Source organism: Vibrio sp. sp1 (assembly GCF_016920955.1).
GTDB classification, from domain to species: domain Bacteria; phylum Pseudomonadota; class Gammaproteobacteria; order Enterobacterales; family Vibrionaceae; genus Vibrio; species Vibrio alginolyticus.
In genome coordinates, this window is sequence record NZ_CP060589.1 from 493,071 (window position 1) to 506,123 (window position 13,053).

General features: G+C 46.8%; 14 protein-coding genes. 1 reads left to right on the plus strand and 13 read right to left on the minus strand.

What is annotated here, in order from left to right:
- Positions 1-24 precede the first annotated feature (24 nt).
- From flhA to H9L11_RS02340, 10 genes are all read right to left on the minus strand, one after another.
- On the minus strand, positions 25-2,124 hold the full coding sequence (gene flhA / locus H9L11_RS02295) for a flagellar biosynthesis protein FlhA (protein ID WP_085569806.1): 2,100 nt from the start codon (positions 2,122-2,124) through the stop codon (positions 25-27).
- Between the two features lie 210 nt (positions 2,125-2,334).
- On the minus strand, positions 2,335-3,465 hold the full coding sequence (gene flhB, locus H9L11_RS02300) for a flagellar biosynthesis protein FlhB (RefSeq protein ID WP_005380490.1): 1,131 nt from the start codon (positions 3,463-3,465) through the stop codon (positions 2,335-2,337).
- A gap of 3 nt (positions 3,466-3,468) precedes the next feature.
- The gene (fliR, locus tag H9L11_RS02305; RefSeq protein ID WP_005384463.1) at positions 3,469-4,251 is read right to left on the minus strand and encodes a flagellar biosynthetic protein FliR; all 783 of its coding nucleotides are present in this window, start codon (positions 4,249-4,251) and stop codon (positions 3,469-3,471) included.
- A gap of 8 nt (positions 4,252-4,259) precedes the next feature.
- A complete protein-coding gene (fliQ, locus tag H9L11_RS02310; protein WP_005380488.1) occupies positions 4,260-4,529 on the minus strand; it encodes a flagellar biosynthesis protein FliQ in 270 nt (89 codons plus the stop codon).
- Between the two features lie 24 nt (positions 4,530-4,553).
- The gene (fliP, locus tag H9L11_RS02315) at positions 4,554-5,423 is read right to left on the minus strand and encodes a flagellar type III secretion system pore protein FliP (RefSeq protein WP_005394311.1); all 870 of its coding nucleotides are present in this window, start codon (positions 5,421-5,423) and stop codon (positions 4,554-4,556) included.
- On the minus strand, positions 5,410-5,823 hold the full coding sequence (gene fliO / locus H9L11_RS02320) for a flagellar biosynthetic protein FliO (RefSeq protein WP_005380480.1): 414 nt from the start codon (positions 5,821-5,823) through the stop codon (positions 5,410-5,412). Before fliO ends, fliP begins: the two co-directional genes overlap by 14 nt.
- A 1-nt stretch (position 5,824) precedes the next feature.
- Complete coding sequence (fliN, locus tag H9L11_RS02325) at positions 5,825-6,235, minus strand: flagellar motor switch protein FliN (RefSeq protein ID WP_005380479.1); 411 nt, start codon at positions 6,233-6,235, stop codon at positions 5,825-5,827.
- Positions 6,236-6,293: 58 nt separating this feature from the next.
- The gene (gene fliM / locus H9L11_RS02330; protein ID WP_017635951.1) at positions 6,294-7,340 is read right to left on the minus strand and encodes a flagellar motor switch protein FliM; all 1,047 of its coding nucleotides are present in this window, start codon (positions 7,338-7,340) and stop codon (positions 6,294-6,296) included.
- A 7-nt stretch (positions 7,341-7,347) separates the two neighbouring features.
- A complete protein-coding gene (gene fliL / locus H9L11_RS02335; RefSeq protein ID WP_005380477.1) occupies positions 7,348-7,851 on the minus strand; it encodes a flagellar basal body-associated protein FliL in 504 nt (167 codons plus the stop codon).
- A gap of 85 nt (positions 7,852-7,936) precedes the next feature.
- The gene (locus H9L11_RS02340) at positions 7,937-9,790 is read right to left on the minus strand and encodes a flagellar hook-length control protein FliK (RefSeq protein ID WP_033907109.1); all 1,854 of its coding nucleotides are present in this window, start codon (positions 9,788-9,790) and stop codon (positions 7,937-7,939) included.
- A gap of 280 nt (positions 9,791-10,070) precedes the next feature.
- Between H9L11_RS02340 and H9L11_RS02345 the strand changes: the two genes are divergently transcribed.
- Complete coding sequence (locus H9L11_RS02345; RefSeq protein ID WP_005380475.1) at positions 10,071-10,385, plus strand: NIPSNAP family protein; 315 nt, start codon at positions 10,071-10,073, stop codon at positions 10,383-10,385.
- Positions 10,386-10,425: 40 nt separating this feature from the next.
- Here H9L11_RS02345 and fliJ read toward each other — a convergent pair whose 3' ends face one another.
- Genes fliJ through fliH form a run of 3 tightly spaced genes read right to left on the minus strand, consistent with a single transcriptional unit; the run spans position 10,426 to position 12,999 of the window.
- Positions 10,426-10,869 (minus strand): flagellar export protein FliJ, encoded by a 444-nt coding sequence (gene fliJ, locus H9L11_RS02350; protein WP_005380474.1) that lies wholly within the window; start codon positions 10,867-10,869, stop codon positions 10,426-10,428.
- Positions 10,870-10,875: 6 nt separating this feature from the next.
- Positions 10,876-12,195 (minus strand): flagellar protein export ATPase FliI, encoded by a 1,320-nt coding sequence (gene fliI / locus H9L11_RS02355; protein WP_005384474.1) that lies wholly within the window; start codon positions 12,193-12,195, stop codon positions 10,876-10,878.
- A 3-nt stretch (positions 12,196-12,198) separates the two neighbouring features.
- The gene (gene fliH / locus H9L11_RS02360) at positions 12,199-12,999 is read right to left on the minus strand and encodes a flagellar assembly protein FliH (RefSeq protein WP_005380472.1); all 801 of its coding nucleotides are present in this window, start codon (positions 12,997-12,999) and stop codon (positions 12,199-12,201) included.
- Between the last annotated feature and the right edge of the window lie 54 nt (positions 13,000-13,053).

Below are 13,053 nucleotides of genomic sequence, written 5' to 3' on the forward strand. Positions count from 1 at the left end.
TGAATCCATTAATGATGCGTGAGATCAGTTACCCACGGCTTGCACAATTCTGATCTGTTTTTCATCCGGGATTTCTTGGTAAGACAGTACCCGGAGATTAGGTATTGTGTTCTTCACAAATTTCGCCAACGTCGAGCGTAATACACCGGAAGTAAGCAGAACGGCAGGTTCGCCTTTCAGTTCTTGTTCCTGTGTCGCTTGGCTTAGTGAAGACTGCAATCGCTCAGCGAGTCCCGGTTCAATCCCCGCGGATTCGCCTCCTGATGCTTGCATAGTTTGATGCAATATTTGTTCCAGTTCGGGTATCAAGGTGATCACTGGTAACTCAGGCTCTATACCATTGATTTCTTGAACAATTAGACGTTTAAGACTAATTCGAACTGCTGCCGTCAATATGTCAGCTTCTTGACTCTTACTTGAGTACTCAGCCAAAGTTTGAACAATCGTGCGAATATCGCGGATTGGAATGGCCTCGTTTAACAAGTTTTGTAGGACTTTCACCACCACACCTAATGGTAATTGGTCAGGAACAAAGTTCTCGACCAACTTAGGCGCGCTGCGTCCCAACATTTCTAATAAATTCTCTACTTCTTCATGGCCAATTAGCTGTGACGCGTTGTTGGTCAATAGCTGGCTTAGGTGCGTCGCTAATACCGTTGATGAATCAACAACCGTATAACCCAGAGCCTGCGCGTGCTCACGCTGATCTTCTCGGATCCATACGGCTTCCAGTCCAAAAGCAGGGTCAATGGTTGGTTCACCATCAATCATGCCATACACCTGACCTGGGTTAATCGCTAGCTCTTGATCCGGACGAATCTCTGCTTCGCCCACCGCAACCCCCATCAATGTAATTCGGTAACTGTTTGGGGTCAGCTCAAGATTGTCACGAATATGAACCGCTGGAATTAGGAACCCAAAATCTTGCGATAACTTTTTACGCACGCCTTTTACGCGCTCTAGCAGTTCCCCACCTTGGTCTCTGTCCACCAAAGGGATTAAGCGATAACCGACTTCCAAGCCAATAATATCGACTGGCTGGACGTCATCCCAAGACAGTTCGCGCTGTGAGGAAGGTTCTGTACCTTCGTCTGCTGTTGCTGGTAAAGCGGGCTCTTTCGCTTTATGCTTCTGCCGTTTGTCGATGAAATATGCCGCTGCACCGGCCGCGACTGCCAGGCTCAAAAACGCAAAGTGTGGCATGCCCGGTACGATGCCCATCACACCAAGAATAGCCGCAGTAATCATCAGCGCTTTTGGGTTGTCGAACATCTGGAAGACCAGTTGTTCCCCCATGTCTTCATCGGTGTTTTGGCGCGTCACCATCATTGCCGCTGCAATCGACAGCAATAGCGATGGGATTTGTGCGACCAAACCATCACCGATTGTCAGTAAGGTATAGATTTCAATCGCTTCACCGAAACCCAATCCATACTGCGCCATACCGATCGACAGACCGCCGACGATGTTGATAAACAGAATCAAAATACCGGCAATCGCGTCACCTTTTACGAACTTCGAGGCACCATCCATCGAGCCATAGAAATCCGCTTCTTTGGTCACTTCAAAACGACGAACTCTTGCCTGCTCTTGGTCTATCAATCCGGCATTCAAGTCGGCATCAATCGCCATTTGCTTACCCGGCAACGCATCAAGCGTAAAGCGAGCACTTACCTCAGAGATACGACCCGCACCTTTGGTCACCACCATAAAGTTGATGATCATTAAGATGAGGAAAACCACTAGGCCGACCGCGTAGTTACCACCAATAACGACGTTACCGAACGCCTCAATTACGTTACCTGCCGCATTACCGCCTTCATGACCATGCAGTAAGACGACACGAGTCGAGGCAACGTTCAAAGCCAAGCGGAGCAACGTGGCGATCAGCAATACCGTTGGAAAAGCAGCGAAGTCCAAAGGGCGACGTGTGTAAACGGTCACTAACAACACCACCATCGACAGCGCGATGTTAAAGGTGAAGAACATATCCAGCAAAAATGCTGGAATCGGCAGTACCACCATCGCTAGGGTGGCCAAAACCATCACCGGAGCACCAATAGCTGGCATTTCACGTTGAGGGATTCGTGGCAATTTATCTGCAAACGGCAGGCTTAACTTCATACTGCGAGAGATCTCAATCGATTGAAGCGTCACGTAAGCTCTTACTATTAATACGCGACCGCTTTAGCCTAAAAGTTTAGGTAGGGTTGATAATTAAAGCGTTTTAAGCAATCTATGTACCATAATTAGCGCCAAAATAATGACTAAACACTCAAATAGAGCTTAGCTTTTGATCAAACGAGCTTTTTTAAGGCTTTACCGCTTTTCGTATCAATGACGGTGCTCGGGCGGGATTGGCAAATCATAATCTTGAATTTTCGGGCGCTGTCCACCTCGTTTTCGGTATTGCTTCAATTGGAATACAAATGCCAAAACCTGAGCGACGGCAGTAAATAACCCATCGGGGATCTCTTGCTCGAGCTCTGTCGTGTGGTACAACGCACGAGCCAAAGGTGGTGCGGGCACAATCGTAATGTCATGTTCGCGGGCGACTTCTCGAATCTTCATCGCCATGTGGTCAGTACCTTTAGCGATCACGACTGGCGCACGGTCTGTCTTCTGTTTATAACGAAGCGCTACCGAGAAGTGCTCTGGGTTAGTAACAATAACATCAGCTTGAGGAACGTCCGCCATCATTCGACGTTGAGCCGCTTCCCTTTGCAACATACGAATACGGCCTTTCACTTCCGGCTTACCTTCAGTCTCTTTGTATTCGTCTTTGACTTCTTGCTTGGTCATTTTTAACTGATCGGCGTGCTGCCAAATTTGAAATGGAATATCGATGGCAACCACAATCAATAGCGAGCAACTGATCAGCAAAATAAAGTTCAGCAAAATATCTAAAGCATGGAAGATGTTTTGCGGATACACATCCATGCTCAATTGAATCAGATCGGCCTGCGATGCTTGGATCAAATAGATGGCGACACCAGTGACCAGAACCACTTTAAGGATTGATTTGATCAACTCTACCCAGCTTTGCATGCCAACCATTCGCTTTAAGCCGCTAAGTGGATTCATTTTCGACAGCTTGGGCATGGCCGCTTGGGCAGAAAAACTGATTCCTCCCACACCTGCTGCTCCAATCATGGCGGCGGTAAACAATGTCGCTAACACCAAAAATAGTGGGAACAACAAATCACTCATCGCGCCCAAAGCGATATCAAACAGTTTTGCAGTATCGAAAATCTCTTCTCGTTGAAGATCAAATAAACGGCTCATGATGGAAAACAATGAACGTGCTAACGCCTCGCCAAACCACATCAATGAAATGGCGCCAACGATCAGCACAGATGCTGATGCAAGCTCTTTAGATCGAGCGACCTGCCCCTTTTCTCTGGCTTGTTGTAACCGTCGGGGCGTGGCTTCTTCGGTGCGTTCCTGACCGTCTGATTCTGCCAAATCTTAGCACTCCAAGCGAATGAGCCGACAAATCTGCGCCTCACCCACTGTCCAGAACATTTCATAATGACTGTATAGACCAGCCAGTATGTACCAACAAAGTAATAGACCCACCATCAAAGCAAAAGCAAAACCAAGCGAGAAGATATTCAGCTGTGGTGCGGCACGGGTCATTACACCAAACGACAAGTTAATGGTCAGTAGTGCAATAATGCCGGATAGAGACATACTCAATGCAGTTTGGAACATAATACCAAGCCAGCCTGCCATTTCACGGAAATCAACCGCGTTGAGCGAGCCGGAGCCAATCGGCAAAGTTTTAAAACTGAACACCACCAATTGCAGCATTTTTAAGTGTCCATCGGTGGCAAGGAAAAACATTGTCGTTAAGAACATGAATAACTGGCCAAGCAATGGCGTGTTCTGACCATTTGCGGGATCAACCATAGAAGCAAAGCCCAAACTTGATTGCATACCCAATATTTGACCAAGTAGGACAAAGGTTTGAATCATAAATTGAGTAACCATACCCATCGCTATGCCGATGATCATTTGCTCGGCAATGGTCATGAAGCCACGAAACGAGAGTAGCTCAATGTCCTGAGGTACGGCGGGGATGGCTGGCATGACAGCGAAAGTGATGGCTAAACCGAGGTAAAGGCGGATTCTTGGCGAAACAAATCGGGCCCCGGTTACTGTCATCACCATCAACATGGATGAGATACGAACATAGGGCCAGAAGTAGTTTGCGATCCAATCTAAGACAACGCTAGTGGGGTACTCCATAGGCGCCTCTAATAAAGCACCTGAGGTAAGCGTTCAATCAAGCCATAGAAATATTCCATCAACATTTGCGTCATCCAATGCCCAAACAGCATCAGGGCCAAAAGCGTGACAATCAAACGCGGTAAGAAGCTCAATGTTTGTTCGTTGATGGATGTCGCAGCTTGAAAAATCGCAACTACAAGGCCGATAAGCAAGCTTGGGATGATAATAGCGCAGACCATGATAAGCACCATCCAAAGTGCTTCACGGAAAAGCTCGACAAACATTTCTGGTGTCATGTCTTATCCTCTATCTGCGCTTATCTAAAGGGCAAAGCTGCCCGCAAGTGTCGAGAGTATCAAGTTCCAACCATCGACCAATACGAACAACATCAACTTGAACGGCAACGAAACAATCATTGGTGACAACATCATCATACCCATTGCCATCAGTACCGAAGCGACTACAAGGTCAATAATCAAAAACGGCAAGAAGAGCATAAAGCCAATTTGGAATGCAGTTTTTAGCTCTGAGGTGATAAAAGCCGGAATCAACACCGCCATCGACACATCTTCTGGATTCTCGACTTGCTCTCCTGACATGGTTACGAACGTCTCCAAATCTTTGATTCGGGTCTGCTTAAGCATAAATGCTTTCATTGGCGCTTGTGCAGCATCAAACGCTTCTCGCGCCGTAACTTGCTCGTTCAAATAAGGCTGAACAGCTTTGTCGTTGATTTCGTTCAGGACAGGAGACATAACAAAAAAGGTCAAAAACAGCGCAATACCAATAATAACCTGATTAGAAGGCGTTTGTTGCAAACCCATTGCCTGACGCAATATCGACATCACCACCACAATTCGAGTGAACGAGGTCATCAGAATCACCATGGCAGGCAAGAAGCCAAGCATGGTCATTAACGCTAAAATTTGTAGTGTAACCGAGTAGTCTTCACTGCCATCAGGGTTCGTGGTCATGGTGAATGCTGGAATACCACCGCCACTAGAAACGGACATAGCACGGCTAGCACCAGTATCACTTTGCATAGCCTGAACTGTAACACCACTTCCATCGGCTAAGTTATCTGGCAGCGCTGACTCCTCTGCTTCAGCAAAGGTAAATGAAGAAAACAGCACGCCGACAAAAAGTAACAACGTACTCAGGAGCAAACGAATTGGATTACCCTTTGTCATGTTTTTTGATCAGCTGGCTAAATTGAGTCGCAAAAGCATTGGTCGCCAACTCTTCCTCTTTCAGTGGCTTATCTAACTTGGCTAAAGTTTGGATCGATTGGCTAGTAATCCCAACCAAAAACTGTTCTTCACCCACTTGAACTACTGCGATTCTTTCTTTTGTACCCACTGGCAACTGACTCACTATACGCAAGCCCTTTTGTTGTCCCATCGCTGGCACTTGCATACGTTTCAGCAACCAAGCCAGCAAAAGAATCACGCCGATTACAAGCACAAGCGAGCCAAGTGTCGTCGCAAGATCCAGATTATTTGGTGCGGCAGCAAATGCATAAGGAGCACTTAGCATTAAGCTCAGTGCTCCAGTGATTTGCTTCAATCGCATTTTGATTGAACGACTCATCTTAACGCAGCTTCTTAATTCGTTCAGTTTGGCTGATCACATCCGTCAAACGGATACCAAACTTATCGTTGACGACCACGACTTCGCCGTGAGCAATCAAAGTACCGTTAACCAATACGTCGAGCGACTCACCGGCTAGACGATCCAACTCAACAACCGAACCTTGGTTAAGCTGCAACAGGTTCCGAATGCTAATTTGAGAACGACCGACTTCCATCGAAATCGTCACCGGGATATCCATAATAGTGTCGAGTTTACGACGCTCATCTTCGCTAATTGGGCTTGAAGTGTCTTTTAGCTCTTCCAGTGGCGCAGCCAATACTTCATCTACGTCTACAGAAGGGGCAGACGGGTCTTCGCCAAGAGCGGCTGCCCATTCGTCTGCTAGCTTTTGATCGTCACTTGGTTCCATTTTTCTATCCTGTGTTACGCCTTACTCATGCCATAGCATGTCTGTTTAATAAGGTATCTTAATGGTCTATATCGTCTTCATTCTCAAGCTCGGACATGATGTCTTTACCTAAGAAAGCTAAATCTGTTTTGACGACATGTGGGCGCTCAATTTCCTCAGAAATTTGCACCGCTAATTTGTCTTCCGAACGACCCATTTTTACGCGATAGGTCGGTAGGTCTTCTACAAACATCGTCGCATGTTCTGGCATTTCAATCGGGATGATGTCGCCCGGTTGCAGCTCCATGAGATCACGCAAAGAAATGTCTTTTTCGAGCAAGTTCACGCGGAAGTTAACCGGACAATCCATGATCTCTTCACGTAGTGCTGAGCTCCAGCGAACGTCCGTTTCCATCTTGTCGGACTGAACACCTGCATCCAATAGTTCACGGATAGGCTCAACCATGGAGTAAGGCATAACGACATGAAAATCGCCGCCACCGCCGTCAACTTCTATATGGAATGAACTCACGACAATCACTTCTGTCGGGCTGACAATGTTTGCCATGCTTGGGTTTACTTCAGAGTCGAGATATTCGAACTCTACCCCCATCACTGGCGACCACGCTTCTTTATAATCTTCAAATACAATTTTCAGTAACAACTGAATGATGCGGCGTTCCGTTGGGGTAAATTCGCGGCCTTCGATTTTGGCGTGGAATCGACCATCACCGCCAAAGAAGTTTTCTACCAGAATAAAGACTAAACGAGCCTCCATGGTGATCAACGCAGTGCCTTTTAACGGACGAAAACGCACCATGTTCAAACTGGTTGGCACGTACAATGTGTTCTGGTATTCACCAAACTTCATCATCTGCACGCCATTGATCGACACCTCTGCCGTTTTACGCAGCATATTAAACAGACTAATACGCATGTGCCGTGCAAAGCGCTCGTTGATAAGTTCGAGCGTCGGCATTCGACCACGTACGATTCTGTCTTGCGACGAGAAATCAAAATTGACGGCACCCTCAGTGTCGTTTTCTATCGGTTCATCGACGTCATCAACATCGTCAACCCCATGCAATAGCGCATCAATTTCGTCTTGGCTTAATAGATCGGTCACGTTTTACCTATTGAATAACAAAATCTGTAAACAGTACTTTTTCAATCACTGGCTTACCGACCGCAGCATTCAGCGCTGCTTTGATATCTTCGGAAGCACGATCGCGCAATTCCACTCGTCCTGTAGGAGAGCGCAATTGATCAACCGTCGCGGAAGCAAACGTTGATAGCATAGAGCTTTCAATCAGTGGCGAATGATACCGCGCCAACTCTTCATTTTCTGCACCGCGAACCATTAACTGCGCTTTAATTTGAACCAACCTATCGCGGCTATCCCCAGTAACGTTAAATACAAATGCCTGAGGAAGATTCACATACGCGATGGGCGCAGCATCCGATGCCTTCACTTGAGCCTGTTGAGACGATTCAGCCTGAGCAGGTTCATCAGAGCCCATTAGAAAAAATGCCGCTGCCCCGCCACCAAGTAGTAATACTACAACAGCGATGATGATGATAAGTAACTTGCTTTTTCCTTTCGGCGCATCGGCCCCTTGTAACTGTTCTTCTGCCATTCTTGTCTCTTATTGTTCTTTTGAGTTACCAAGACGTTTTAGTGAGTTGCTTGGTAACCGTATGCCATTGCCGTTAAACGGCCTTTTATGCGTAAAAACTAATTCCATCACGCTTTGAAGCGACATTCAAATCCAGATTGACATCAGATTCAAAACCCTCTTCGGACTGTCCAGAAAAACCGCCACTTTGCGCGCTTTGACCATGTTGTTCAGCAGTATACCTACCTTGCTGTTGCCCGCTGTTTTGTTGCTGGACGGAAGAATCAGCCAGCTGCATACCTTGTTGCGCTAGCATTTCTCTCAAACGAGGGAGCGTCTGTTCAATAATGTCACGAGCTTGCGGGTTGTTCACTGTAAAATGTACATTGGCAACGTCGTTATTCATGGTCATACGAATTTGCATACGACCTAACTCTGGTGGATCAAGACGAATATCGAGATTTTTCAGATTCTTCGACATCATCATTTGCACTTTTTCCGCAACTTGCTCGTTGGCTAGCTCTTTAGTTAGTTGCAACGGAAGCTGAGCTTGTTGTGCAGCATCAATACGCGCTTGTTGCTGTACATTAATCCCTTGCTGACCTGCCATAGCCTGAAGCTGTCCAGCGAAACCGTGTTGGAGGTCCGGCTTATCTTGTTTATCAGCAGTCGCCTTTAGCGCACCAGTCGCCAATGCTGCGTTCATCACTTTCTGGCTAATCTCTCCGTCTTTCACACCTTGAAGCGACGTCGGCACTTGCGCGGCTATCAACGTATCAGGCGTTGGAGATAATGCGACTTTATCTCCACTATGAGCAGTTTGTGGCTGGGGTACTTGAGCCGCTGTATGCTGGATTTGCTGAGACACTGCCATAGGTCCAGCCTGGCGAGTTAAATTATGTTGTACTTGTTGCTCTGCGAGAATCTGTTTAATGTCATTAGGGAGCGCAACAAATTGGGCAAGGTCTTGATCAGGAATATCCGCCGTGATCCTTCCTTGTTTCAACCCTTCAATGATCTGAGCTTCTTGCTGAGTCAGTGGTTTTCCTTGCGCCAACTTAGTATCTATAACTTCAAGCTCATCCAAGGAGACTCGTGGAAGCGCGTCGATGTTGGAACCATCAACGTCTGTTAACAACGGCGACAGATCATTAGCTACTTCACCACTGACTGCGCTCTTATCCGTCGGATGGCTGGCTTGTTTCGCTAGCTCTTGCCAAGCAGCAAACTCAGGCGAAAGTTTGTCGACATCGATAGGTTGACCATTCTTATCTAAAATTGGCTCTAAGTCTTGTCCTGGGATCATCTGTGCTTGTTCAAGCGAATGAACTGATGGCGTTTCATTCAAAGCCAGCTCATCAAGGTGTGTCGAAACGGTTGCTTGCTCGTGGAACGAATGCACTAAATTCGCGCTCTGAGGCAAAACTTTGCCACTATCGATGGATGCATTACTCGCATTCAGGGTTTGATTCGCTTGTTCAATTCGACCAAGAAGCTGTTGTCCTTCGCCCATCGTGCTTTTTACGTCCACTGTATTTGATGGGTTGCTCGTATCGATTGATGTTGATTTCACTTTTTCAATAGCTTCAACATCATTCTCCAAAGGTGTGCTGTTACTCGCCTTTTGTAAACTTGCTTCTTCACTTAAGGTTGCATTCGGTTTGTTTGCTGATATTTCATCAAAACCATGGGTCTCGTCACTGACGGATTCTTGGCTTTCTTGCGCCAACAATTCGTCCGAGACGTTAGCAGAAGAAGTACTGCCTACATCCGCTCTTTCTTTTTCTTCAACCACTGTCGATTCTGTTGCTACTTTTTCGGGCTTTTGTTTACCAGCAAACGCATCGGTTAACGTTTCTAAAAATCCCTTGCTCTCAGTGCTCTCTGCGGACGCTTTAGCGGACACATCAGAAACTGGCGTCTTGGTAGTCGCAGATACATGGGACAAATTCACACTCATTTAGAAACTCTCGTTCTCGTGGCTCTGAGTATATCGCTGGCAGGCAGCAATACTGGCGGCAAACTAAGGTCAAAAAGACCCGACACTGACAGCTAAAATGCAAAAATCACACCACAATATTGGGCCAATTCTCGGCAAGCTAATAGATGGCATGTTTATGGAACAAACATCAACAATACTATCCGATAACCTGGTTCCTAACATGATGTACAGCTACTTGATTGACTTTGAAAAACGATAAGCGTAAACAGACATTTGACTTAACAATTAAGGAATCACTTTGAAGATCACAGAATTACGCCAATATAGAATCAGAGCAGGCAAAACAGAACAGTGGCTAAGTTGGATGAAGGAAGAACTGTTGCCCTATCAACGCTCACAAGGCATGCGTGTACTGAATACTTACGTCCACACTGGTGATGATGGACATGACTATTTTGTTTGGCTTAGAGAGTTCGACAATGAACAAGCACGCCAGGCTCTCTACGAAAAAACATACAACGAGTGGTGGGTTCGCGAGATTCGACCGAAGGTATTTGAGCTAATTGAACAAGACTCAATCAAAGTTACCTTACTTGAATCGGTAGAGATGTAGTCAACTGCAACACCGTAATGCAATATCGAACCGATAACCTTTAGAAACGATGTGGTTTTCGACTGTAAAGTAAGGTGGAAAACTCGTCCATTTGCTTTTGTTCGCGCTTAGCTTCAGCAAGTTGTTTCTCTTTTTCGCGTTTGTCTATCATCCACTCATAGGATTTGCGTTCTTTACGCACGGTTAACCAATATTCTTTACAGTTTTCAACCTGCTCTTTGAAATGACTTTCTGCTTGCTTTTGCTTAGATAAAGTTTCATCTAGCTGGGTAAGGAATCGATTTAGGTGTCCATATTGACTTGCCGTTAGGCCCGCCTGACCACGGTCGACGAGTTGCTGGCAATAATCAAGCCGATACTTTTCAATTTGTTCAACCTGACGGTAATAATCTTCGAGTTCAGAACGCGCTTTGTTCAGTGCAAGCACAGCTTGGTCTTCACGATCCTTAGTTTGCTCAAGTAGAAACTCCATCGCATTATTCACGCGCTATCACCCACCCAAAATGTTTCTAAGCATATTGACGCACATATCGTATGGCACCGATTCTTTCATGCTCTGCTGCAAGTATTCGTCTAACTTCGGTTTCAAAGTAAATGCGCCATCAATAGCAGGATCGGTACCCGGTTTGTACGCTCCAATCGAGACCAAATCTTGATTCTTGCGACAAATAGACAAGACCTGTCGCACCGCTTTTGACATCAGAACGTGCTCTTCGGTCGTGATTTGCGGCATAACACGGCTCACCGACTTCTCGACATCAATCGCCGGATAATGGCCAGCATCCGCCATTTCACGAGAAAGTACAATATGGCCATCAAGAATGGCTCGCGATGCGTCCGCTATCGGATCTTGCAAATCATCCCCTTCGGTCAACACGGTAAAGAACGCCGTAATCGAGCCTTGTTCGGCACTTCCATTACCCGCTCGCTCAACCAGCGCTGGCAGCTTGGCAAATACAGAAGGCGGGTAGCCTTTCGTCGCTGGCGGCTCACCAACAGAAAGTGCGATTTCACGCTGTGCTTGTGCAAAACGAGTCAACGAGTCCATCAATAGCAGAACATCTAACCCTTGGTCCCGGAAGTATTCAGCAATCGTTAATGCCGTTTGGCACCCCTTTAAGCGCATTAGAGGTGAAGCATCGGCAGGCGCCGCGACCACCACTGAGCGGCGACGACCGTCCTCACCCAAGATCTCTTCGATGAATTCTTTAACTTCACGTCCACGCTCACCTATCAGACCGACGACCACAACCTGTGCGGTGGTACCTCGCGTCATCATGCCAAGCGTGACCGATTTACCCACACCAGAACCTGCAAACAGACCGATACGCTGACCTTTACCAACCGTCAACAAACCATTGATGGCTTTTAGGCCAACATCGAGCGGTTCAGAAATTGGTTTTCGAGCCAACGGGTTGATCGGCTCGGCATTAAAAGAGGCACGGTGATCGGTATACAAAGGGCCAAGTCCATCAAGTGGATTCCCAACCCCGTCTATCACGCGCCCAAGTAACTCCATGCCGACAGGCAAACCAGCGTCACTGGTTAAAGGGGTGACTCTCGCGCCAGGTAAAATGCCCGTAATTTGTTCGCTTGGCATTAAAAATAGGTTGTCACCTGAAAAGCCGACAACCTCGGCTTCCATCTGACCTGACATGGTTTCCACTAAGCATAAACTGCCAATTGGTGCGCGACAGCCGGTCGCTTCCAACGTTAACCCAACCACACGCACCAGTTTGCCAGAGGCGACAGGGCGCGTCGTAAGGCCTTCAACTTTGTAGCTTTTTAAGCGGTCAGCGAGTGCTTGCATGGATTACTCACCCTCTTGATGACGGTTTGCGCCACAAAAGCTGTGCAATACGCTTTTGACGCGTTCTTCCATGCGATAATTAATGCTTGATTCACCGGCTTCAATCTGGACGTCACCTCGATTGAGCGATGGTTCAGCAACTAACGTCCAGTTGCGACAATCAAGGTCTTCTTCACCATAAGCTGAACGAATAATCGCGACATCTTCTGGATTCAGGTGCAAGGTAATAGGGTGGCCTGATATTGGTAGCGCTTCAACCGACTGCTTCACTGTATCTAAAATAATTTGAGGGTTGGTTTGTACTTCAACGTGCACCACTTCTTTAACTAAGCAGAGCACCATATCCACCAGCTGCTTTTCAACCTGAGCATTCATCAACTCCAAAGGTTGAGCAAACTGATTGGCCAAGTTCATAAAAGTTTCAACTTGCTGCTGAATGTATTCTTGCCCTGCAGTTACCCCTTCAGCTTTTCCGAGCTCGAGACCTTCAGCATGGCCGGCTTGCAACCCTTCTTCTTTACCTTTGTCGTAACCTTGCTTAAAGCCAGCTTCCTGACCTTGATGTAAGCCTTCTTGATAAGCACCTTGCTTAATCAGTTCAATTTGCTCTTCAGTTAGCGCAAGTGGCTGCTCTTCTTCAGGCTCATCAAAATTCGGCACCCATCCCGGGTCATAGTTGAACGCGGTTTGTTTTGCTTGTTTGGCTTTAGGCTCGCCATAATCAGGCAGCCCCCAACGTTGAGGTTCGATCATCGAATCATCTTCATCAGGACGGATAAATCCACGTTTTCTATCGCCAGCCATGGGTTACCTATTGTGTGTTCGATTAAGAAGTGAGGGTGCTCCGCAATAGGATAA

Coding starts and splice junctions, on each gene's coding strand:
- fliP (WP_005394311.1), bottom strand. CDS start 5,423: ATGACAAAGGGTAATCCAATTCGTTTGCTCCTGAGTACGTTGTTACTT.
- fliQ (WP_005380488.1), bottom strand. CDS start 4,529: ATGACACCAGAAATGTTTGTCGAGCTTTTCCGTGAAGCACTTTGGATG.
- fliH (WP_005380472.1), bottom strand. CDS start 12,999: ATGGCTGGCGATAGAAAACGTGGATTTATCCGTCCTGATGAAGATGAT.
- fliO (WP_005380480.1), bottom strand. CDS start 5,823: ATGAGTCGTTCAATCAAAATGCGATTGAAGCAAATCACTGGAGCACTG.
- fliR (WP_005384463.1), bottom strand. CDS start 4,251: ATGGAGTACCCCACTAGCGTTGTCTTAGATTGGATCGCAAACTACTTC.
- flhA (WP_085569806.1), bottom strand. CDS start 2,124: ATGAAGTTAAGCCTGCCGTTTGCAGATAAATTGCCACGAATCCCTCAA.
- fliN (WP_005380479.1), bottom strand. CDS start 6,235: ATGGAACCAAGTGACGATCAAAAGCTAGCAGACGAATGGGCAGCCGCT.
- H9L11_RS02340 (WP_033907109.1), bottom strand. CDS start 9,790: ATGAGTGTGAATTTGTCCCATGTATCTGCGACTACCAAGACGCCAGTT.
- fliI (WP_005384474.1), bottom strand. CDS start 12,195: ATGCAAGCACTCGCTGACCGCTTAAAAAGCTACAAAGTTGAAGGCCTT.
- fliL (WP_005380477.1), bottom strand. CDS start 7,851: ATGGCAGAAGAACAGTTACAAGGGGCCGATGCGCCGAAAGGAAAAAGC.